This window comes from Ignavibacteriota bacterium (assembly GCA_016218045.1).
GTDB lineage: Bacteria > Bacteroidota > Ignavibacteria > SZUA-365 > SZUA-365 > JACRFB01.
On record JACRFB010000015.1, the window covers coordinates 85788 to 107836 of the forward strand.

Here is a 22049-nt window from a genome sequence, read left to right on the forward strand (position 1 = left end):
GAGCTGTTACTCTGCGCCGATGGCAAGGGCTTTGGATACTGTATGCGGCGGTGACTGTGACTGCTGTTCTTTGGGAATGTCATCTCGGGATCCATTCACCATAATCTCCGCAGTGTAATTTCCCGGGGGCAGCTTACCGGCCTCAAAATGAAAACGTCGTACAAGTTCGTAGTACACTGCAATCGATTCCAGAGTTTCGGCAACGGGTTCGCCGCGGGCATCGAGAACGCGCACACGTGCAACCCCCCAGTATGGGCTGTTTCCCGACCGCGTGAACCGACACAGGATGGAGACGCCATTTGAATCGACCTTTGATCGTATACTATCGACGGAGACGTTGGCTGTTGTTTTTCCCTTCAGATAGACCGCGGCTGTTACCTGTTCGACGGCGATAACGAGTTGCGCGAGTGTCGAGTCGCCGTGCACCTCTGGCGTGATGGGTTTTACTGCGGGCAGCGAACGCACGACCATTCTTGTCCAATAAGCACCGTCCACCAGCGAACCCGCATCACGAACAAGTAGTTTGACGTATTGTTCCTCCCCTGGAGGTATCACAAGTTTTCGGGGAAATACCTTGAGATGTGGGACGAGCGAGTGCCGCTTCTCGGTCACGGAATCATTCTTCTGCATGAACAGTTTTCCGTTCTCGTCACTCGCGGGATATCCGAAGAAAAATTCGATGCTGACCTCTCGTGCGGTTTCCGAGGTGTTCTTGACGAGAAAGGTGCCGGTTTTAGAATCGGGATCGATGAACACCGATGTCGGCGCGATCATGAGCTGCGCTTCCGCGTGTGCGAACGGCAGGAGCAACGGGAGCAGCATGAGGAAACGGTACATGAAACCTCCGGACGAGAGGTGGTTCAGTGACACATTTGGGAAATGGAAATAAGCAGTACACCGGTGTAGGATCCGGCACTCGTGGCGGCCGACGTGGTGATTGACCCGGCGAACCAGATGTACATCGAGGCAGTGCACGCTGATCCTCCGCTTGGCAGAGTGAACGTGCCATACGATTGTGTTGCGGAAAGAAGTGGCAGCAAACCGGATTGGGTATATGTAGTTTTTTTCTTCACTGCGCTGCGGCTGAATGGTATCGTCCCCGGACCCGAACGACGCAGTGTTACCGCAGTGGCAATCTGAATCGCGACTGTTGCACCGCGTGGTCCGGAGACTTTGTAACACAATGCCCCCGGGGAAGTGGGAGTCAGTGAGGCCACGGCACCTGGATACAGTGTGCCGAAATCGAGCTCATCGTTCATCGCGTCGATGGAGAGATGCTGCGCATGACACAGAGTGGCAGAGGCGACTAACAACACTGCGATACAGGCGACGCGCAGGCCCGTCTGCATTACGCGACCGATGACATGTTGATGCACCATGAAGGAGTCCCGCAGTTCTCGCTGAAATTACATGGAGTATTGCAAGATACACACATCGTAGGTCCCGAGGTAGTATCCTGTGTTTGCATTCGCGGGTACTTGGAGCGAACCGCCTACCCAGAAGTATATCTGCGAGAGAGCACTCTGACCTCGTTGCCCTGGTAGTGTCGTCTGGCCGCGTGCCACTCCCGAATACAGAAATACAACGGATGCCGATTGTGTACTGCTGTTGCACTTGCGCACGGTGCTGCGCGTGAACTGCACGGTATTGTTTGATCCGTTGGCAAAACCTGAGGACGTTCTCCGTCGCAATGTGGCGGTCAGCGGAAATTGTATTTCCACCGCCGCAGTCGCCTCTCCGCGTGCGATGAATTGCCAGGCGTTCGACGATGTCGACGGCACTGTCACGGTGTTTCCACGCATGCACGATTGTACACACCAGGAAATGCAGTTGCCTTCGACGCAGGCGGGACGGGCGATTGTTATCGTTACACTCCCTTCCGCCTGGAACGGCTGTGAATACAGCCCCGCAGGGAGAAGGACGGTGACGAATACCATAATCCGACAGCCGACACTCAGGGATACCATTGGTATGCGCTCAGCGGGAGAGTTACGAAACAATGTGCTGCATACAGATAGCAGGGTGGGGACGGAAACGGTAGCCCCGCCTCCACCCTGCAGCGTGGATGTGGATGATCTCACTCCACCTGGTACATGGTGGCGCTTCTCATCGGAAATATGAACTTCCAGGTGTGACACACGTCGGAGCACTCACATTCGATAATTGCTGATGGTTACTGTATAGCGTCCGTAGAAGAGTCCTGGAATGGTTCCTGCAGGCGCAGAAACGCTGCCTCCAACCCAGAAAAAGGTGCGCGGTTCAATACTTTGTCCCGGATCTCCCGGCATGTGCATTGTATTGGTCGTCACACCATCACCAACAAAGTTTGCTCCGCCGCTTCCAGGTTGCACAGGATCTTCTGTGCCTGTGGGCGGTATGTAGTACTTCACCGGTTCTCTGAGAAATGGAATTTCGTTGCCTGGTCCGCTGAGGAGATTGCCGCCGATTTTCCGGTGCAGGACGAGCGACAGGGGAAAAGTCACGTCGATATCCGACGCTCCCTCTGCGGTGACCATGAAGCGCAATGCGCGCGATTCCCATGCGTGAACTTCCTTGCTCATGCCGACTGTCATCCAGCCGAAGGTGAGCGGTTCGTTGTGGGCATCGACGCGCGCGAGGCGGGCTACATTTATCGTCACCGTGCCGCTGGCCTGATCGTTGATGTACTGTGCACACAGGTCCGGAGACGAGATCACAAGCGCTCCGGCGACCGCAAGAATCGCCAGGACGCCGCGGAAAGCATTATGCAATGTGATGTCGCGCTCCATGGAGATCATCAGATCTTATAGTCGCTGAGTGTGAGCTTGCATGTGACCGATGAGGCGCCGGGTGTGACAGCCGTCACCGTGGTCTTCGTATCGACATAGTAATATCCTTCGCTGTACAGGGTGGATCCGGAAAGAGCCGCATCGTCGATACTCCCGGTCGCCGTTGTTCCCTGGCTCGTGGTCGGCGGTGTAAAATCATCGCCCTTCACGCTATAGTTGCTGAGAGTGATTTTAGCATTGAGCGTGGTGAATTCCCACGCAATATCCACGGTCGCCGTCTGATCACCGCTCACCTTGAAGGTCCAGTCCACATCCTTTGTCTGACCGACCACGATCCAAAAATCACCGGTCTGAGTAAGCTTCTGAACATTGGCCTTCTGAATCACCTGCACGTTGATGGTACCTTCTGCACTCTGATTTTCGTACTGCGAGAATGCGGCGCCGCTCACGAGTACAAAGGCGACGAGGATAAGGAGAATGTGTTTCATGACGATTCACTCCATCGATTGTTGTGTGATGTGTTAGTAACCGCTCTCGGCTGCTGCGACATATTCGGGGGCCCTGCGGCAACAGTCTTGATCGGAGGTGTATCTCTCGTTGTATCGTATAAGGGTTCGTCCACAGTTTCAGTTTCAGAGCTTGGCGTCTGGGTGGCATTGCTGCGACCCGACAACGTCCGTGCGCCGTAGTCGTCCGATTCATTGGGAAAATGCGCCGTATCGACGAGGTGGAGCATTCGTCCACCGAGCCGTACGGTGCTGAGGAGTATCTCTCCGCGACGTTCGAACCGGAGCACATCTTGACGATCGAAATCAAGATCGTCCGAGGAGCACATGGAAGAGACACGGTCAACAAGCAGGGCATAACGACTATTCGTCTGTTCCACGATCAGATACTGTGATGAGTCCGCGATGCCACGCCTCGGTTGACCGAGGAGTTCCAGAAAATCCAGCGGGGTCGCACCCAGGGCCTCCGGTGCCGAATCGCAATGAACTTTGAATGTCCGCACATCGGCGAGTTGTATATGCTGCAATGACACTATGGCGAGTACCCGATCCCACGCGGCGGCATATTCTTCCGAGCCGATTGAAAACGTAGTAATCACAGAATGCGACAACATGCGTCACCACCCCTGAGCAATGCTTTTTGAGAATGCGATTTCCCGGATGTTTATAACACGGCAAAGTCCATGCCGGAAATCAATCCCTCAAACACGCTGTATTAGGTACTCCGAGGAGTCCCGACGTAAAGAAACTGAATCCCGCGTAAGGAATCTTTACAGCCGATGCCATCGCTGTGATCCCGCTTTGCGCGACCGCAGCTAGTTTGAACCAGCGGTCAGCGCACGCCCCTCAGCCGTGCAATCTCCTCCGCCGCGAGCAGGTATTCCGCTGCTGCAGCCGTGGAGGGAAAGGCGCCATAGGCGGATTCGGACACGGGATCGACGAGCTCGGGTAGCAGGCCGTCGTTGTGTTGCGCAATACCTGTGGCGGCTTGAAAAAGCTGTTCGGCCCGCGGGAGATTTCCGCACACAGCGTGCGCACGCGCCAAGCGCAGTGTGATAAGCGGACGCGCCATGCGCCCGTATGCGTCGCCGTCGGGAAGGGCGTTGAAGGCCAGGCCCGCGTCGTCGGCGCGGAATCCCCGCTCAACCACATCGAGGGCAAATCGTGCCTCGGCCGAATTCGGTTCGAAGAGTCCGAGCAGTATCCCGTCGATGATCAACGGATGGAAGAGGGACACCTCGGCCGGAGTCAACTCGGCCGCCGACTGTTTGCGAGCGGCACTGCGGATGTTCTCGCGTATCGCGCGCAGGATCGACTGCGAGGCCTCGCGGTAGAGATACGACTTTGTAGACTCGCCCAGGGCGAAAGCGTACCGTGCCGCGGTGAACAGCGCCCACGAGGCATGCAGCGAGGTGACTGCCGATGGTGTGTGCGCGAGTGCCTCTCCCCACGGCGCATGTCCGTCGTGCAGGAGCTGCGTCGCACTGTCCCGCGTGAAGAGCAGCACATCGGCCGCGAGTGCCGAGAGGTTGCGCCAGCGGGGAAGGATCCAGGCGCTGTCGGCGCTTTTGCGCGCTGCGGGCGATAGTGCGCGGGACGCCGTTTCGCGACGCGCGATCGCGCGTCGGTATGCTTCCACCGCCTCGATGTACAGCGCTGTGCCATCGAGCGAGAGTTGCGCGTGGTCGGGACGCTGCCACCGCTTTTCCGTGCCGTTGCCGAGATACCAGGCGGGCGTTATCCGGTACGGAAAGCCGACGCCGAACTCCTCCCCATACACGTCGAAGCGCGCGTATTCGCCCGCATCGGCTTTGTCGACAAAGGCGAGTCCCGCGGCGGCCTGTGTGTGTAGACCGCAGGTCGCCAGTGCGATGCACGCCGCGAAATGGTCGCGCGGCTGGCAGCGCGCGCGCGAATCAGGCGCAAAGGCCGAGACGATCTGTCCCTCGCCCATGCCCGCCTCTCGCACCTGCGCCGAGAGCAGGATCGCGCGGCTCGTCTCGTACACGCGGCGTTCGTTCTCGCGCAATGCGGCCGGAGCGTAAAGCGCGTCCTTCAGAATAACCTCCCAGCGATGTATCTCGGCCTCGAGCGACCAGGACTTGTGTCCATCAACAGCCGGGGCGTCGAGCGCGTCGGCGAGGTCGCGCTGCGCGAGTTCGTCGCAACACGAGTTCCAGGCGAGCACGAAGGTGCGGCGCCGTTCGAGGGGATCCTCGTCGTTGAATTCACGCAGCGCCCAGTAACTGCGGTCGAACGTGGCGAAGAGGCCCGGATCGGTGACGGGGGCGCCGGCACGCATCGCAACACGAATCGCAAGCACACGTCCGCGTGTCGCGCGCGGATGGAACCAGCTCACATCGAATCCTTCGCGGAAGCGGGCGGTGATGATGGCCGTGTTGCGGACGTAGCCGATCTCCGTCATCTCGCAGTCCGCGAGCGGTTTCCTTGTGCCGCGGACCTCGACCGTGATCCCGCAGGCACTGAGTATCGACTGCGTCGGGACCCCGTTCTCGAGTTCATGGAAAAGATGCGGCTTTGTCCATGCAATCTGGAGCGTCACGGGATCGAGGGCCGAGACCGCCGCGCCGTTGCTCAGAAACAACGGCGAGCGGCGGAACGGCGCGTCAACGATTTCATCGAGCACGGATGGAAGAGAATCGGCTCTGATTATCCGGAATATGGATCCCGCGATGCCGCCGGAATCGCCCATGTCGTACACGCGTACCGCGAGCAGATTGTACTCCTCGCGAAACTCGCGCGGAAGCGGATACACGCGGAGCGACGCGAATTCCGATCGAGGCGCGGGCGGGAAGGCGCCCGTCTCGCCTACAAGCACGCCGTTCAGATAGGCCTCGTCGGCGTCATCCACCGCGCTCATCACGAGCAGCAGCGAGTCGCGGCGCAGCGCGGTCGGGATGCGGAAGCGCAGGCGGTACCAGCCGAAGCCGTCAAGCAGGGGATATCCCGCGCGCTCCCAGGAGCCGGGTACGGGTATGAAGTTCCATCCGTCCTCGCGCTCGTCGATGTACTTGCTGCGCCACACTTCGTCGTCGCCGGGCTTGAAAGCCGCGAGACCGCGCAGGTCTATCGACGTTGTGTCGCCGGGACCCGCCGCCCGCGCCGCCTGGCAGAGCAGCAGCAGGAAGCCGAGGATGGCGATCGAACGGCTCACAGCGCGCGGATGTAGTGTTCCAGCCAGAGGTGCAGCCGGCCCGCTGCCTCGCCCGCCACGCGTGTCACGTCGTCGTGCGCGGTGACGGTGGGCACGACGGCGCTTTTGTTGGTGATGCACGATATCGCAACGGTCCGGATTCCGCGCCGCGACGCGGCGACAATTTCGGGAACACTCGACATGCCAATGGCATCGACTCCGGCACCACGCAGAAATGCGATCTCCGCGCGGGTTTCATAGGAGGGTCCGGAGCAGTATCCGTAACAGCCCTCGCGCAACTGTATGCCCGCGTCGTTCGCGGCGGTGCGTGCGCGCGCGACACATCCGGCGTCGCCGTACCCGCGTGGATCGATGCCGCCCGCAGCGTCGAAGGCCGACAGTCCGCCTCCCATGCGCAGCGAGAGCGGGAGCACGAGGTAATCCGTCACAAGCATGAGGTCGCCCGTGTCGAGCAGGGGATGCACGCCGCCCGCGGCATTTGTGACAATCAGCTCCTGAACTCCCATTTCGGCGGCGATGAATGCGGGCAGCGCCGACGCGTCCGTGTGAAAACCCTCGAATACGTGCATGCGTCCGCGGAAGGCAAGCACGGTTTTTCCGCCGATGCGTCCGGCGGTGATGCGCCCCTCGTGCCCAGGCACGGTCGATGCGGGGTACCCCGGCAGATCCGAGGCCGCGATCGAGTGCTGCGCGTCGAGCGCGTCCGCCGCATCACCGAGGCCGGAACCGAACACGATGGCGGTATCGGCGCTGTCGACGAGCCGCTCGCGCAGCACAGCGGCTATGCCGCGCGCAATGTCGGCGGCGGATGTGGCGGCGTCCGACATCAGCCGCGCGAATCCGATGCGGGGACGACGTGTTCGAGATCGGTGGTGAAGCAACTCCGGCAGCGCGCCTCGTAGGCGCCCGCGGCCCCCACCAGCACACGCACGTCGCTCTTTGTCACGCGCTGCGTCCTGTTGGCGGGATTGCCGCACACCATGCAGATCGCGAGTGTCTTGGTGATGTATTCGGCGATGGCCAGAAGCTGCGGCATCGGTTCGAAGGGCTGGCCGAGGTAGTCCTGATCCAACCCTGCCACGATGACACGCCGCCCTGTATTGGCGAGCCGCTCGCAGACTTCCACAAGCGTGTTGTCGAAGAACTGTGCCTCGTCGATGCCCACGACGTCGACGCCGTGACAGCCGTCGAGTATTTCCTGCGGGGTGGTGACGGTGACGGATGGCAGCGAGGAGCCGCTGTGTGAGACGATGTGTCCGTTGCTGTAGCGGGTGTCGATCTCCGGTTTGAAAATCGCCACGCGCTGTTTTGCGATCTGCGCGCGTCGCAGGCGGCGGATCAGTTCCTCGGTTTTTCCGCTGAACATGCTGCCGCACACGACTTCGATCCAGCCAATGTCCTGGGGCAGATTTTTGATGGGGATGGTGTCCACTGTAGTGTCGTGTCTGATTGAAAGTGGCGGGTAAGATAGCGGGAATTCCGGGTTTGCCCAAAGCGTTGCACTCTCATAGGCCGGGCGCTGTGTCTATTCTGCTGGGTCCTATCACTCGCGTGAGGATACAGGATGAAGGAGACAGGAGACAGGCACTGCGTCGGTCTGTGTCTCCTGCCTCCTATCGCGTTGGTCCTAACACGCGTGTGAGGATACAGGATGAAGGAGACAGGAGACAGGCGCTACGTCGATTCGTGTCTCCTGCCTCCTGTCTCCTGGGTCCTACCATTCGAGTGAGGAGTCAGGAGAAAGGAGACAGGAGGAAGGTACTATCTCGATTCGTGTCTCCTGACTCCTTACTCCTGTGTCCTAACACTCACGTGAGTATACAGGAGAAAGGAGACAGATGCTGAGTCGACGGCCTTCAGCGTCGAACACGCCTTTCAATGGATTTTTTGTACGAAGTCAGCAATCGTGACACCTCCTCGGCATGGGGCTCCCACGAAACGTTGTTGGAGTAGTTTAGATCACGTGCAAGAAGAATATAATATCGAGTCTCTTCCAAGGATGCCTGCGCGATGTTAAGGAATCGGATTTTTTCCGCATCGGACTGACGCTTGAATCCTTCGGCGATGTTTGCAGGAACGGACACAACCGCCCGACGAAGTTGAGACGTGAGACCGTATTGTTCTGTCATAGGAAATCCCTCACTCTCCGCATACGACACCAACACCAACGAGTGCGCTTTTCTCCAGACGAGTAAATCGGTAAAAGACTGTGCTGCCATAACCTGCCTCAGAATCTCCCTTGATGCAACCCTACAGAGTACGCTTCCCGAGGGATTATTGTTCCCGAAAATGGGATCCCGAGTCCGAACACTCCCGTGAGGATACAGGATGAAGGAGACAGGAGACAGGCGCTACGTCGATTCGTGTCTCCTGCCTCCTGTCTCCTGGGTCCTAAAACTCGCGTGAGGATACAGGATGAAGGAGACAGGAGACAGGCGCTACGTCGATTCGTGTCTCCTGCCTCCTGTCTCCTGGGTCCTAAAACTCGTGTGAGGATACAGGATGAAGGAGACAGGAGACAGGCGCTACGTCGATACGTGTCTCCTGCCTCCTGTCTCCTGACTCCTCACTGGAGTAAGGTAGACCCATGCCCCACTCTCCATAGGCGTGTAGTTGAACCCGACCTCCGGCATCCCTAATTTGCCAGGAATAGACCGGCAAACCCCATGGATAACGAAAGATTAACGCGCCGCGAATTCCTCTCCCGAACCGGCAAGGCCGCCGGGCTGGCCGCGCTCACAAGCACCGCCGGTCTGGCACTGCACGTGCGCGACCCCAGGCCGTTTGATGAAGACGAGACCAAGCCGCTCGTGCGTGATCTACGCATAGCAGGCCTTGCGCCGCGGCTTGCCGTCGTACATGGCGAGGATCCGGCGTTGCTCGCGCGCGCAAGCATAGAGAAACTCGGCGGCATGGGCACCTTCATCAAACGTGGCGACGTCGTGGTGGTGAAGCCAAACATCGGATGGGACCGCATGCCCGAGCAGGCCGCAAACACCAATCCCGCCGTGGTGCGCGAGATCATCCAGCTCTGCCTCGCCGCGGGTGCCGCAAAGGTGATCGTGACCGATGTCACCTGTAATGAGACGGAACGCTGCTTCCAGCGTAGCGGCATTGCGCGCGCCGCGGAAGAGGCGGGCGCCGAGGTGCGCCGTCCGCGCGAATCGGATTTCACGGAAGTGAATACGGGCGGCGTGATGCTTGGCAAACAGCCCGTGCTCAAGAGTTTCCTCGAGGCCGACAAGGTCATAAATGTACCTATCGCCAAACACCATTCGCTGACCGGCACCACACTCGCGCTCAAGAATCTGTACGGCATCATCAGCGGCAACCGGAGCCGCCTGCATCAGGACATACACAACAGTCTCGCCGATCTCGGCAATTTCCTGCGACCCACACTGACCGTCGTCGATGCCTTCCGCATACTCCGGCGCAACGGTCCGCAGGGCGGCAATCTCGCGGATGTGGAATACACAAAGACGCTCGTCGCCTGCGCAGATACGGTTGCCGCCGACGCCTACGCCGCTGAAACGTTTTTCGGACTTACGCGCGACCGGCTGAACTATCTGGGCTTCGCGCAGGAGCGCGGCCTCGGCACGGCGGACTATCGCACTCTCCCCATCGACGAGTTCACCGTATGACACGCTCCAACCCGTGCGCCGCCGCCCTCGTCCCGGAGTATCAATCATGACCCGCGCGCGCACGTACACACTATGGCGGCAGGCCCGCCGCGTGTCGCAGGGACTGTTCCTCGTGCTGTTCATCTACTTCCTGTTGAAGACGAGCGTGGATGCGATCGGAGCGCCCGATGCGCTGCCGACAATCAGCGCGCCCGTCGGGCTTTTCCTCGAGGCGGATCCGTTGCTGGCGCTCTACACCATCCTCACAACAGGCCGTCTGTACGAGGGTATGCTGTGGGCGCTTCTCATCCTCGCGGGCACCGTGTTTATCGGCCGCTTCTTCTGCGGGTGGATTTGTCCGATGGGCACAATCAATCACCTCGTCGGCAGCATACGCGCTGGCAGGCCGAAGGGCAGGGCGCGTCTCGACGCAAACCGTTACCGGCCATATCAGCGATGGAAGTATTACGGTCTCGCGGGCTTTTTTGGTGCGGCGGTCTTCGGCTCACTGCAAGTGGGCTGGCTCGATCCCATCGCCTTCCTGACGCGCGCCATGTCGCTGGCGGTGCTTCCCGCCTGGAACACCGCCTTTCAAGGCGCCGCCGATCTGAGCGGTTCCGGAATATTCGGATTTGCGAATCCGATATTTGACGGGACGGAGTGGCTGTTGCAGCACGCGGTACTGCGCGCCAAACCGGTGATATTCCAGAGCGCGCTGATTGTGGGACTGCTCTTTGCAGCGGTGCTTGTGGCGAACCGCTATATCGCGCGATTCTGGTGCCGGGGTCTCTGTCCGCTCGGCGCGCTGCTCGGCCTCTTCTCACGCTTCGCGATTTTCGGCATGCAGAAAAACCACTCGCTCTGCACCGACTGTAACCGCTGCGCGCTCGAGTGCCAGGGTGCGGACGATCCGCAGCCCGGATACACGTGGAGGCAGAGCGAATGCCACCTGTGCCTGAACTGCGTCGCCACCTGCCCCGAGGCGGGCATCGAATTCCGTTTCTTCCCTGTGCAGGAAGAATCGCGCCAGGATGTGGACGCGGGGCGACGCGCTGTTCTGACCTCCGTCGGCGCGGGTTTTGCAGCCATACCTCTGATGCGCGCCGAGACCGGTGTGACACGCGCAGCCGATCCCTCGTTGGTGCGGCCTCCGGGTTCGCTTCCCGAGAAGGATTTCCTCGCGCGCTGTGTGCGCTGCGGCGAATGTATGAATGTGTGTCCGAACAACGCGCTGCATCCGACCTTCCTGCAGGCGGGCTTCGAGGGCGTGTGGTCGCCGATGCTCGTGCCGCGCGTCGGCTATTGCGAACCCACTTGTGTGTTGTGTGGTACGGTGTGTCCGACAGGCGCCATCGACGAGATCACCGAACGTGAAAAGGCCTGGGTGCATGTGAAGGGCGCGGAGAACGACACGCGTCCGCCGCTCCGCATCGGCACGGCGTTTTACGACACGGGCCGCTGCCTGCCGTGGGCGATGGCCACCGAATGTATCGTGTGTGAAGAATGGTGTCCGACGTCACCCAAGGCGATTTATTTCGAGCAGGTCGAAGTGGTGAACCGCGCCGGGGAATACGTCACACTGAAGCGCCCGCATGTGGATCCGCAGCTCTGCGTGGGGTGCGGCGCATGCACGTATGCGTGTCCGATCAAGGGCCAGCCGGCCATTTACATCTCGAGTGTCGGCGAGACGCGCAATCCGAAAAACAGCATTCTGCTGAAAACGAATCAGCCACAAAAACCATCCGCCTCATGAAACACATACTCGCAGCACTCCTGGCGTGTGTCCTTCTCTCGTCGCTCCATGCCCAACCCTCCGGCAATTTCCGCCTCCTCCCGAAAGACAACGAGGTGAAGGGATGGACGCGCAAAGGGGAGCCACGCTCGTTCAAAGCCGAGAAGCTCTGGGAATACATTAACGGGGGCGCCGACGTGTATATCGACTACGGCTTCAAGGAAGTGGTGACAGTGGATCTTGCCGCCGGTGACAAGAGTATGGTGATCGACGTGTACGAGTTTGCGGATTTCGAAGGCGCATTTGGCCTGTACGCGCGCGAGCGGGCTCCGTCGTACAAGTTCATCAGCATCGGCGCCGGCGGTTATCAGGAGGGTGTCTCGCTGAATTTTTATCAGGCGAAAAACTATATCAAGATCTCGGCCTTCAGCGACGATCAGGATACGCGCACCGCAATGAAAAAGGCGGCCGACATCGTGTCGCGCAATATCGGCACGTTTAAAAAGGCGCCCACCTTGCTCGCGTATTTCCTTCCTGGCGGGTTGGTGAAAAATTCAGAGACCTTCGAGAAAAAGAATTATCTCGGTAGAAACGAATTACGCGATACCTACACGGCCCAGTACACTGTGAAGGGCAAATCGTTGACCGCGTTTTTCAGTCAGGCCGATACACCCGCGTCAGCGGAAACGCGCCTCAAAGGCCTGCGGCCCGCGCTCTCGCAGCCCGGCTCGAAAGACAAGGCCTACGCGGGGCTCGGCACGTCGGTTCTCACAGGCAAACACCGTGAAGCGAAAGACGTGGTCTTACTCGTCAAAGGCCGCATACTGCTCGGTGTGTATCCCGCAACAGATGCCTCGCTCGTGAAGGGTTTTCTGAAGGACTTTGTAGCCCGTTTCCCGTAGGTGGAAAGTAGAAAGTAAAAGATTGTAGAATGTGGATAGTAAAAGATTGTAGAATGTGGAAAGTAAAAGATTGTAGAATGTGGAAAGTAGCAAAGTGGAAAGTAAAAGAATGTTGAATGTGGAAAGTAGCAGCGGAGCGACCGTTTCATGCTCTCGAGTTCAATTTTCTCCCTTCCGCCTTGCTACCTTCAACATTGCCACCTTGCTACCTTCTACATTGCTACATTGCTACTTTCAACATTCAACCATCACCAGATCCCACGGGCAGAATCCACACAACAACGTCATCACAACTGAACAACTGCCTGCACCGTGGCAGTGGTGTTTGAGACTGTGCTGCCGGAGGTTGCGGTGAGTGAGTTGTTGAGCATGAAACGCAGGTAGGAAGCACCGAAGGGATACACGTCGAGCGAAAAGCCGTTGCTCATGCCGCGCGAGACGTAGGTGTCACCGTAACGGCTCTCGCTGCGCGCATCGGTGTATCCGAGACCGAGATCGTAACGCAGCTCGAGACGCGGGAGCAGGCCGCTGTTCTGCACGGAGAAGGTGAGACTGAGTCCGGGCGACAGTGTGGTCGCCCGTTGCACGCGGCGGCCTTCCGTGCGTGTCTCGAATCCGGCGCCGAACGTGAAACGTCCGAGCAGGGTGCGGTGCAGACGGTGTTCGGTGAACACAAAGGGCGCGACACGCACAAACTCGCTTACGGGATTGCGCCCGTCGAGTACGCTGAACTGCAATGTATACAGCGCCGCGTCGTCCCCGTGCAGATCGAGACGTTGTATCAGATCACGCCGCATGTCGAGAAAATACCACCGTCCCTCTTCCATCTTTCCGCCGGTGAAACGTCCCGTGGTCACCGAGAGAAAGCCGGGCGTGGGACGCCATTCCAATTTTGTCTCGAGAAAATCCGTGTTGCTCCTTCCTGCTTCCCGTCCATCGGAGCCGGTGAAGAGGGAGAGGAACATCTCGCTCGCGGATCCGTCCTCGGTGTTGCGGCGTGTATCGCGGCGCACATTCACTTCAACGGTAAAGTCGCTGAGCGACGCGAGAATCGTTCCGGGCGAAAACCGAGTGCCGAGTTGCAGGACGCGTGTAACGGCGCTGTTCGTGCGTCCGGCTGCACCGGGCAATCCATACTGAAGCACATCGCCGGTGTAGCGGCCCGAGAGCGACAGGCCCGGCACATGTTCCATCACACCGTCGAGAAAGAGGCGCTCGAGACTTTGCACACGCGTCCATTCCCCGTTGAAGCGAGAAGCACGGTGTTCATCACCCCGATAATACGTGGTGAACGTGAACATCGGGCGCGGCGCAACGGTGACACGCACGTAGGTGTTGTTGAAACGGAAGGTCGCGGGCAGCGTGGTCCAGGCGCTGTACGGCACGGAGGGATTCTCTTCCTCGCCGTAGCGGAGGTAGGAGATGAGACTGGCATTCGAGAGTCCGCTTGCGCGCAGAGCGGTCTCGGGCAGCACGTATTGCACGTCGGCTCGCAGCGCGGAACGTTGTCCGCTTCCCGCGCGGGTGTACATGTGCTGCAGCGGGAGGAAAGCGGCGTCCTCTGTACCGCGTGTAAAGCGCAGTGTGAGCGACGGGTAGGCCGGATCGAACCACTTCACACCCGCGTCGAGTTGACGATCATTCGGATCCCATTGTTCCTGACCGCCGCGAAGACGGTAGCTGCCGAACAGGCGCAGTTGCGGAAACACGTCCACTTCACCCTGCACACTGGCGCTCTGATGCAGGTCGCCGAAGGAATACCAGCGTTTGAAATTTCCGACATACCCGGCGTCACGACGGCGGGCCGCCGCATTCAGGCGGGCCGGTCCATAACTCGCGGCAAGAACCACGGCAAGGGCGTTTCCATCGGACGGCGGTGCGCCGGGCATGTCCCATGCGGTGTGGCTGCGCGAAAATTCGGGAGCGATGCGCACGTCGAATCCGCCGCTCTGCACCCGGGCGTCGGCCATCGCGTGGACGACGGTGGTGGGCACGTTGTTGGGACCCGTGGTGAATGCCGCCCCTGTCAAAGAGCCCTGGAGCAGATCCGACGGCGAGACCGTCACCGATGCCTGCGCGTACAATCGTTCGTCATCGACCGACACATATTCGTATGTCACTTCGATGCGGCTGTCGTCGTGCACCACGCCGTCGCGTGTGAACGAGAGGGCGCCGCTTGTGTAGTCGAGCACGTAATCCTCGCCCGCGCGGGTCAGCAGTCCGTCGACAAGCACCAACTCCGAACCGCGCACAAGGCGGGGATGCGCAAGTGCATAACTGTAGGTGCTGGTAAGAAAGCCGAAACTCATCAACCGGCCGCCTGTGGAGGCGGTGTCGCTGTATGTGTCGGCGGGGAAGGGCCGCGCCGCAGGAAATTGCAGCACACCCTCGTCGTAATCCATGTGTTCGTGATCGATGAGTCCGTCGCGGTCGCGGTCGAGTCCGTACTCGGGCGCAAGCATCCAATCACTGCAACGGAGCGAGGAGGGCACGATGCCCGTTACACCGAGCGCGTACACGTTGCGCATCTCGTGCGCTGTATGCGCGGAGGTGTTCAGCACGACGTCCGCGGGACGGCCGTCGATCACGGCGCGCGCGATAAGTGTGCGCGTGCCGGCCTCGTTGCGCAGGCGCACGATGCCGCGTTCCGCGTCGAGTGTGAAATCCTGTATCGGCAGCAGCCGCAGCCAGCGTCCGACGCGTCCGGCGATCACCGTGTCGGAGGTGCCACCGCGCCGCTCGTGTGTGGCGGGATCGACATCGAGGAACAGCTCGAAGGTCTCCGGCTCCACGCGTACATCGTTCTGTAACGAATCGAGGCGGAAGTATTTGCGCCGCTGATACCATGGCGTTCGCACGCGGCTCATACGCGCGGAGTTTCTGCCGAGAAACGCTTCGGTGGTGCGCGCGGTGGTCTGATGCCCGCCCGCGGCCGTTATTTCGACGAGGGGCCGCCGGTATTTCGCCGTCCGTTCACCGAAGGCCGCGCGCGCGCCCGCGCCGAATAAACCCATGGGCTGCAGTATGCTGCGCGCGCCCTGCTCCACGCGCAAATCCCCGGCCTGCGCGAGCTGCAGTATGTCGTCGGACGCTCCGCGATATTCGACGCCATAGGTCACATCGCTGAAATCGACGTCGTTGTAGGTGGCCGTCATGGTGCGGCCGCCGCCGAGATCGAGCCGCGCTTTCAGATCGAAGTTCTTCGATGTCTCCGCGCGGGAAGTAAACGCGTCACGGATCAGAAACGAGGCGCGCGATCCCCCCAGGGACAGCGTCACGTCCTTGCCGAAGCGAAGCATCGTGCCCGAGGTGTTGTCGAATTGCAGAAGGTCCTGGCCACCGGATCCGCGGACTTCGGGAAGCGGGAAGGTGTTCCAGCGCGCATCGGAGGTGGTGAATGTGGCGATGAATGTGTCGGTGAACGCCGCGATGCTCTGGCCGGAGGCATACAGCGCGGAACACTGCTGAAAGGGCACTCCGGACGCACGAGTGAGGTACGTCCACGACTTTCCCTGATTCGTGCCGCGGGTGCGGTTCTCGTAATGCGACAATCCGCCGGCTGTTGCGAACCAGATGCTCGAGGCCGACACGACCGCCACGGCCTGAATGTCGCGGTCGGGCAGATTCGTGATCTCGAGGAAGGGACGCACCGCGTCGCTCTGCGTGTCGTATTGCCAGAGATTATCGGCGGTCTGCAGCCAGAACGAGGATCCGTCGATGAAGATGCTGCGAACGGCGCCCGCGCCGCCGAGCGCCGCGAGTGTGTAGCGTTGGAACACATTCGACGCGGCGTCGAAGCGCAGCAGTTCGGAATCGAGCAGCAGCCAGAGATATGTGCCCGCAAAAAATGCGTCGCGTATGGGTTCCGGAGTTTCGGGTCTGTATGTCCGCCATTTTTCGTAGCGCGGATCGTACTCGCACACGGCGCTGTCGGTGGCCAGCAGCACGCGCCCCTCGCGCGGTGCGATGGCGTGCACCGCGGTGCCTGTGAGTCCGTGCCGCGCGTCGATGGTCTGCCATTGCTCGATGAGTTTGTCGTAGCGCGCTGCGCCACGCTCGGTTCCGACCCACACGTAATCGGGCTCCGCCGCGAAACAGCGCACGCGGCCCGCGGGGATGCCGCGTGTCGTGTCGAACGCGGTGGTGGCATTCGAGCGCACGTCGTGGCGCGTTACACCGTGATCACTTCCTATCCACAGGACGTCGTCGTCGGCAAAGAGCCGCGTCACACGTTCGGGCAGTCCCGATTCCGCGCCACGCGCTGACCACACGTTCTCGCTGCTTCGATATTGAAACAGGCCGCGGTCGCCGCCCACCCACAACGCGTCGAGCAGTTGCAGCGCGTCACTTGTGCGCGTGGGCGACTGCCTCTGTACCTGCGACCGCGCGCTTGGAAGCGCAAAGCAGGAACAGACGAGGAGAGTGATGAAAAAAGCTGATGGCCGGAGGCGGCGGGAGGGTATGGTGGAGTTCATGCAGGGCAGGGCGGGCGGCGGAAACAGCCCGGGATGTCAGCCCGCGCGGTGAATGCGCAGGCGCGAGATGTCGAGCGAGCCGAGTCCGCGTTCGGCGGCGCGCGCAAGATGTTTCACCGATGCGGGTGCGGTGCTGCGGCCGTTCCAGGACGCGAGCGAACACGTGGCCGCATCGACTGCAAGGGGTGCGGCTCCGGCGACGATGGTCTTGGCATGCTCCACCTTGCCCGGTCCCTGCGGACCGTTCGAGAGCAGCAGGTAGGTGGCGTCCATGATCGTGAGCTGCGGTCGCAGCACACCCGCCAGATCCACGATGGCGTTATGCAGATCGAAGTCGCGATGAAAGCGCATGCGGTCCCAGAACAATCCCATCAGATTTTTGAGTCCGAAACTTACCGTTGTTGCGGAGTGCACTTTTGCCGTGGGCAGATTAATGAACACGTCGGCCTTGCGCACGAGCTTCGGTATGAGAAGCTCCTTCACCTCCTCGCCGCCGTCGATGGTCACAGGTTCGAACTGATGTTCGTCGTTGAGTTCGACGAAGGTGAAATCGCGGCACTCGGCGGCCAGCGCCGTCATGCCGCTGCGTTCAAAACACAGGGCTGCACGGCTCATCGGGAAGTCAGCCACCACCACGCGGCGCGCGCCCGCAGCCACGCACAATGCGGCCACCGCGCGTATCACCTCGGGATGTGTTGTCGTTCCCCATTCGGGCGGATTCGGGAAAGACATGTTCGGCTTCAGAAACACGACGTTGCCGGGCTTCACAAAGGCCGACATCCCGCCAACCGCGTTCACGGCCGCCGTCACATTCGCGGCCACGTCGCTGCCGCGCACGATGGCCAGGTCGTACGGTTCATCCTTCATCACCCCCTGCGCGAGTGTGTCGAGGGAACGAAGAGCCGGCGCCGCCAGGAGTGAGGATAGCAGGAAAGAGCGGCGGTTCATTTGATTTTCGCCGCGATGTTTGTCGCAAAGATCTCGATCACTTCCTGCGTCTTGTCGTCGGGGCTTCCGATCGTTATCGCGACGAAGTATTTCCCCTTGGTGAATTTCATCCGGTACGAGAACACGTCCTTCTGAATCTGCGCCTTGGTCGACGGCGGACGCGTGGGTGTTATCGGACTCGAGAAGGCCTTTTCGGGATCATCAAAGAGCGCGTCGGCTTCGGCAGCGCTGTGCTGATCGTACACTTCCACGTCACACTCGATGCCCGGCTGTCCGTTTACCGTCCCTGTGTAATTCTGCAGCGCGCCCTCGACAAATCCGTTCTTTGTGTAAATCTCGAAACCTCCGTCGATCTCGCGCTGCAAATCGTCCTTGTTCCGCGCCACCCATGCGCGCGACCCCCGCGCCCAGCCGCTGATCTCGTTGTCGCGCGGCAATAGGTCGGTAATCGAAACCACGGTGTTGTTCGAGGGCGTTTCGGATTTGTCGCAGGCGGCAAGCACCGCGCAGCAGAACACGAGAAGAAGGACACTCGGTCGCATGGGGAAGGATGTTTGGAGGTGGGAGAATCAGAGTGCGTGAAGGAAACTGCGCGTCACGGTATTGCCGCCGATGTCCACGCGGAGGATGTACATGCCGTGCGGCTGCGAAATCGGCGACCAGTGCAGGATATGTGATCCCGGCGCGAGTGAACCGTCGACGATTGTCGCAAGCAGCCGGCCCCGCGTGTCGTATACGCCTGCGCGGACGGTCGATGACGCCGGAAGGTCCAGTACAAATTCGGCGCGAGTGGAGACGGGCTGCGGATAGCAGTCGGACAGGGTCCAGTCGAGATCGGGTTGCGACTCGTGTATTCCCGTGGTCATCGAAATCGGGATCACGGTCATTTCCGCGGGATTCGCCACACCGATGGAATACGGCGCCGCGGCGGCCTCCTCGATGTACCCGCCGGCCTTGGTCGAATAGCCGGCCTTCTTGCGTCCGTCGTTGATGAGCGAGCGTCCGAAGTAGTCCGATGTCACCGGATCCTGCGAAATCGTGATCGTGTTCGGGGAAATTTGCGGACTGCCACCGGGACCGCCGTTGATCACGCCGAACAGGCAGTCCATCACCACCAGCACCTGCTTCTGTACCATCACCGGATCTGCCATGATGTCGAGCACGGCCTTCTTGTTGCTGCAGATGCCGAGAGAGCCGCCGGGATTGACGGTGCCCATGTGATTCTTGAACGCAAGTGTGAAGTCGATTCCGCAGTAGTGATCCTTCAGCACCGGCATGTTGATGAGGTAGTCGGCGTCGTGCAACGTCTTGCTGTACGGCCGCGCCTTGCCGTCGCACATGATGGTGTAGCCGAGGTTGGGGAAACTCGCATCCTGCACATACCCCGCGTTCACGCCGAAGTACGATGTGCTGTAGCCGCCGTCGCGCGCCGCGTGCCGCTCGTACAGGGTAATGTTGGCGGCGGGGAAGCCGCCGAGCATCTGCACCAGCCGCGTGAGCAGCGCTTTGACCAGTTCCTTGCGCGTGGGGACCGACGAATTAATGAGGTTCGGTTTGATCGCGATCTTTTTTGCCGTCGTCAGGCCGGGGAACAACGAGGCCAGCGCGTCGGCGGGCGACGAGGTGATGCCGGTGAAACGTTGTATGCCCTCGTCGAACATGCTCTGCACGATGGGTTCGCTCACCTTGTTATACCCCTGCACCGCACCCGTATGTGTTACCGTCACGATGCGTCCCGGATTCGGGTACTTATACGCGGCCGCTTTTGAGGGGGGCAGTGTCGCTGCGAGGCGTGAGGGAAGCGAGCCCGCAAGTACGGCTGCAGCAGCGCCTGTCAGAAATCGTCGGCGTCCGTTCATACTGTCGTCCATCGTGTCGGCCCTATTGAACGTTGATGAGCTGGATTTGTATGGTGCGGCCTTCCGCCGTGCCCCGGCAGATGTACACACCGGCGGCAACATCCTTTGCCTCCCAGGTGAAATACGTCTGACCCGCATCCACCACACGGTCGCAGAGCACCGCGACACGCCCGCCTTTTGTGTCGATTACCTCGAGATGCAGGAAGGTGGACCGGGGAAGTGTCACCGGTATGTCGGTACTGCCGGAGAAGGGATTCGGGTAATTCTGATCGATGGTCCAGCCGTCCTCGACGGGCTCGGTGCGCACTTCGACGGTCGGACTGTATTCCTCGCGCCCGTCCGTGTCGATCTGCTTCAGCCGGTACAGAAGCGGCGAAGATGGTGTGCCCGCGTCTTCATCCAGATAGGAATACTCCTGCCGCACCGTGGTAGTGCCCGCGCCCTTCGCAAACGCGATCTGCATCCACGTCGCGCCCTCGTCCCTGCTTCGTTCGATGCCGAATCCGGTGTTGTTTGTTTCACTCTCCGTGGCCCAGCGCAGGCGCACCTTCTCGTTTTCCACAAAGGCCGTAAACAAGGTGAGACGCACGGGCAGCAGCACGGGAATCACGGTCATCAGCGCGGGATCCGCAATGCCGATTTCGTAGGGCGTTGCCGCGGCTTCATCGATGTATGTGCCGGATTTGGCGGAGAGTCTGTTGGCGGTGCGCAGGGCGTTGAGAAGGATGCGGCCCTGCGCGTCGATGGTGACGGGATCCTGCGAGAGCATGATCTTTTTTGGCGAGGCCTGCGGCGATCCGCTGGGGCCGCCGTTGTAAATCGCATACAGCGCGTCGAGAATGACGAGCCGCTGCTTTGTCACCATCACGCTGCTGGCCATGATGTCCATCACCGCGGTTTTATCGCAGTGAATGCCGAGTGATCCGCCCGGATTCACGGTGCCCATATGGTTTTTGAACGAGAGCGTGAAATTCAGTCCGGATCCGCAACTGTGGTCTTTCGCCACGGGCATGTTGATCAGATAATCCGCCTCGTAGAGCGACTTGCTGTACGGTCGATTTTTTCCGTTGCACAGGATAGTGTAGCCAAGATTCGGAAAGCTGCTGTCCACCACCAGATTGACCTGCTGACCGAAGTAGGTCTGCGAGTACCCGCCCGCGCTCATGGAATGGCGCTCGTACACGGTGATGTTCGCGGCGGGAAAACCGCCCAGCATCTGCACGAGCCGTGTGATGACGGCCTTGAGCAACTCCTTGCGTGTCGGCACCGAGGAATTGATGAGATTCGGCTTGATGGCGATTTTTTTGGAGGTGGTCAGTCCGGGAAACAGCGACGCCAGCGCAGACGCGGGCGAACTCGTGATGCCCGTGAGCTGCATGATTCCCTCGTCGAACATGGACTGCACAACGGCCGCGTTCACGTTGTTGTAGCCCGACACGGCATTCGGGTGTTCGACGATGACGATACGTCCCGGATTCGGATATTTATACGCTGTGGTGTGTGGTGTGTCGGGCGCCGCGTCGGTGGCGGCAAGGGAGGAGAGCGGGACCGGAAGCGCTGTCAGTCCCGCAAGCGCGGAACCGGCCTTCAGAAAGTCGCGCCGCGATCGCGGACGTGAACTGTCGGACATAAGCATCCTCCGGAATCATAGTGTACTGCGGGTATATCTGCGCGGGAGCGGGCCCTTTCACAAGACTGATAGTTTGCCACTGGAATATAGGATAATGATGCTCTACGTATCAAACGTTTTTCGACGGAATTCTTGAGCGTCTTACTTAAAGGCGTAAAGAGGTGAAGGCGTAAAGACGTGAGACGGGACAGTAACCTTGTGTCTCGCTGAGCGGAGTCGAAGCGCGACGACTCTGGGGCAGCGGGAGAGACGGAAGACGTGAGACGGAAGACGTGAGACGGGACAGTAACCTTGTGTCTCGCTGAGCGGAGTCGAAGCGCGACGACTCTGGGGACAGCGGGAGAGCGGGACAGCGGGACAGCGGGAGAGCGGGACAGACCCGATGTTTAACATAGCAAGCCTCGCACGTGGTGTTTAGATTTCTGTTTGCCCAA

18 protein-coding genes are annotated in these 22049 nt (G+C 60.2%); 3 read left to right on the top strand and 15 right to left on the bottom strand.

Annotated elements, in window-relative coordinates; genetic code table 11:
* Positions 1-6 precede the first annotated feature (6 nt).
* The 10 genes from HY962_05405 to HY962_05450 form a co-directional block, all read right to left on the bottom strand.
* Positions 7-837 (bottom strand): hypothetical protein, encoded by an 831-nt coding sequence (locus HY962_05405; GenBank protein MBI5646349.1) that lies wholly within the window; start codon positions 835-837, stop codon positions 7-9.
* A gap of 23 nt (positions 838-860) precedes the next feature.
* On the bottom strand, positions 861-1379 hold the full coding sequence (locus HY962_05410) for a hypothetical protein (protein ID MBI5646350.1): 519 nt from the start codon (positions 1377-1379) through the stop codon (positions 861-863).
* 27 nt (positions 1380-1406) lie between these two features.
* Positions 1407-1787 carry a DUF4402 domain-containing protein gene (locus HY962_05415; protein MBI5646351.1) on the bottom strand — a complete coding sequence of 127 codons (381 nt, stop codon included), beginning with the start codon at positions 1785-1787 and terminating at the stop codon, positions 1407-1409.
* A 363-nt stretch (positions 1788-2150) separates the two neighbouring features.
* A complete protein-coding gene (locus tag HY962_05420) occupies positions 2151-2768 on the bottom strand; it encodes a hypothetical protein (GenBank protein MBI5646352.1) in 618 nt (205 codons plus the stop codon).
* Between the two features lie 8 nt (positions 2769-2776).
* The gene (locus HY962_05425) at positions 2777-3256 is read right to left on the bottom strand and encodes a hypothetical protein (GenBank protein ID MBI5646353.1); all 480 of its coding nucleotides are present in this window, start codon (positions 3254-3256) and stop codon (positions 2777-2779) included.
* Positions 3253-3888 carry a chemotaxis protein CheW gene (locus HY962_05430; GenBank protein ID MBI5646354.1) on the bottom strand — a complete coding sequence of 212 codons (636 nt, stop codon included), beginning with the start codon at positions 3886-3888 and terminating at the stop codon, positions 3253-3255. Before HY962_05430 ends, HY962_05425 begins: the two co-directional genes overlap by 4 nt.
* Positions 3889-4106: 218 nt before the next feature.
* Complete coding sequence (locus HY962_05435; GenBank protein ID MBI5646355.1) at positions 4107-6449, bottom strand: hypothetical protein; 2343 nt, start codon at positions 6447-6449, stop codon at positions 4107-4109.
* Entirely contained in the window at positions 6446-7276 is an 831-nt protein-coding gene (locus HY962_05440; protein MBI5646356.1) for a purine-nucleoside phosphorylase, read from the bottom strand. Before HY962_05440 ends, HY962_05435 begins: the two co-directional genes overlap by 4 nt.
* The gene (locus HY962_05445; GenBank protein MBI5646357.1) at positions 7276-7866 is read right to left on the bottom strand and encodes a thymidine kinase; all 591 of its coding nucleotides are present in this window, start codon (positions 7864-7866) and stop codon (positions 7276-7278) included. Before HY962_05445 ends, HY962_05440 begins: the two co-directional genes overlap by 1 nt.
* 439 nt (positions 7867-8305) lie before the next feature.
* The gene (locus tag HY962_05450) at positions 8306-8668 is read right to left on the bottom strand and encodes a four helix bundle protein (protein ID MBI5646358.1); all 363 of its coding nucleotides are present in this window, start codon (positions 8666-8668) and stop codon (positions 8306-8308) included.
* 447 nt (positions 8669-9115) lie between these two features.
* On the opposite strand from HY962_05450, the gene HY962_05455 reads away from it, so the two are divergent.
* Genes HY962_05455 through HY962_05465 form a run of 3 tightly spaced genes read left to right on the top strand, consistent with a single transcriptional unit; the run spans position 9116 to position 12703 of the window.
* Positions 9116-10090 carry a DUF362 domain-containing protein gene (locus HY962_05455; GenBank protein MBI5646359.1) on the top strand — a complete coding sequence of 325 codons (975 nt, stop codon included), beginning with the start codon at positions 9116-9118 and terminating at the stop codon, positions 10088-10090.
* A 46-nt stretch (positions 10091-10136) separates the two neighbouring features.
* Positions 10137-11822 (top strand): 4Fe-4S binding protein, encoded by a 1686-nt coding sequence (locus tag HY962_05460; GenBank protein ID MBI5646360.1) that lies wholly within the window; start codon positions 10137-10139, stop codon positions 11820-11822.
* Positions 11819-12703 carry a hypothetical protein gene (locus HY962_05465; protein MBI5646361.1) on the top strand — a complete coding sequence of 295 codons (885 nt, stop codon included), beginning with the start codon at positions 11819-11821 and terminating at the stop codon, positions 12701-12703. The genes HY962_05460 and HY962_05465 overlap by 4 nt, the downstream gene beginning before the upstream one ends.
* A 287-nt stretch (positions 12704-12990) precedes the next feature.
* On the opposite strand, the gene HY962_05470 is transcribed toward HY962_05465, so the two are convergent.
* From HY962_05470 to HY962_05490, 5 genes are read right to left on the bottom strand one after another with little or no spacing between them, the layout of a single operon-like run.
* The gene (locus HY962_05470; protein MBI5646362.1) at positions 12991-17178 is read right to left on the bottom strand and encodes a hypothetical protein; all 4188 of its coding nucleotides are present in this window, start codon (positions 17176-17178) and stop codon (positions 12991-12993) included.
* A 36-nt stretch (positions 17179-17214) separates the two neighbouring features.
* Positions 17215-18126 carry a DUF362 domain-containing protein gene (locus HY962_05475; protein ID MBI5646363.1) on the bottom strand — a complete coding sequence of 304 codons (912 nt, stop codon included), beginning with the start codon at positions 18124-18126 and terminating at the stop codon, positions 17215-17217.
* Complete coding sequence (locus HY962_05480; GenBank protein ID MBI5646364.1) at positions 18123-18668, bottom strand: hypothetical protein; 546 nt, start codon at positions 18666-18668, stop codon at positions 18123-18125. The genes HY962_05475 and HY962_05480 overlap by 4 nt, the downstream gene beginning before the upstream one ends.
* 27 nt (positions 18669-18695) lie before the next feature.
* On the bottom strand, positions 18696-19985 hold the full coding sequence (locus HY962_05485) for a DUF362 domain-containing protein (GenBank protein ID MBI5646365.1): 1290 nt from the start codon (positions 19983-19985) through the stop codon (positions 18696-18698).
* Between the two features lie 22 nt (positions 19986-20007).
* Entirely contained in the window at positions 20008-21615 is a 1608-nt protein-coding gene (locus HY962_05490) for a DUF362 domain-containing protein (GenBank protein MBI5646366.1), read from the bottom strand.
* Between the last annotated feature and the right edge of the window lie 434 nt (positions 21616-22049).

Bases quoted from the DNA above. Each gene is read 5' to 3' on its own strand.
- HY962_05420 (MBI5646352.1), bottom strand. From the start codon at position 2,768: ATGGAGCGCGACATCACATTGCATAATGCTTTCCGCGGCGTCCTGGCG.
- HY962_05475 (MBI5646363.1), bottom strand. From the start codon at position 18,126: ATGAACCGCCGCTCTTTCCTGCTATCCTCACTCCTGGCGGCGCCGGCT.
- HY962_05410 (MBI5646350.1), bottom strand. From the start codon at position 1,379: ATGGTGCATCAACATGTCATCGGTCGCGTAATGCAGACGGGCCTGCGC.
- HY962_05465 (MBI5646361.1), top strand. From the start codon at position 11,819: ATGAAACACATACTCGCAGCACTCCTGGCGTGTGTCCTTCTCTCGTCG.
- HY962_05480 (MBI5646364.1), bottom strand. From the start codon at position 18,668: ATGCGACCGAGTGTCCTTCTTCTCGTGTTCTGCTGCGCGGTGCTTGCC.
- HY962_05405 (MBI5646349.1), bottom strand. From the start codon at position 837: ATGTACCGTTTCCTCATGCTGCTCCCGTTGCTCCTGCCGTTCGCACAC.
- HY962_05485 (MBI5646365.1), bottom strand. From the start codon at position 19,985: ATGAACGGACGCCGACGATTTCTGACAGGCGCTGCTGCAGCCGTACTT.
- HY962_05455 (MBI5646359.1), top strand. From the start codon at position 9,116: ATGGATAACGAAAGATTAACGCGCCGCGAATTCCTCTCCCGAACCGGC.
- HY962_05490 (MBI5646366.1), bottom strand. From the start codon at position 21,615: ATGTCCGACAGTTCACGTCCGCGATCGCGGCGCGACTTTCTGAAGGCC.
- HY962_05460 (MBI5646360.1), top strand. From the start codon at position 10,137: ATGACCCGCGCGCGCACGTACACACTATGGCGGCAGGCCCGCCGCGTG.
- HY962_05440 (MBI5646356.1), bottom strand. From the start codon at position 7,276: ATGTCGGACGCCGCCACATCCGCCGCCGACATTGCGCGCGGCATAGCC.
- HY962_05470 (MBI5646362.1), bottom strand. From the start codon at position 17,178: ATGAACTCCACCATACCCTCCCGCCGCCTCCGGCCATCAGCTTTTTTC.
- HY962_05450 (MBI5646358.1), bottom strand. From the start codon at position 8,668: ATGGCAGCACAGTCTTTTACCGATTTACTCGTCTGGAGAAAAGCGCAC.
- HY962_05430 (MBI5646354.1), bottom strand. From the start codon at position 3,888: ATGTTGTCGCATTCTGTGATTACTACGTTTTCAATCGGCTCGGAAGAA.
- HY962_05425 (MBI5646353.1), bottom strand. From the start codon at position 3,256: ATGAAACACATTCTCCTTATCCTCGTCGCCTTTGTACTCGTGAGCGGC.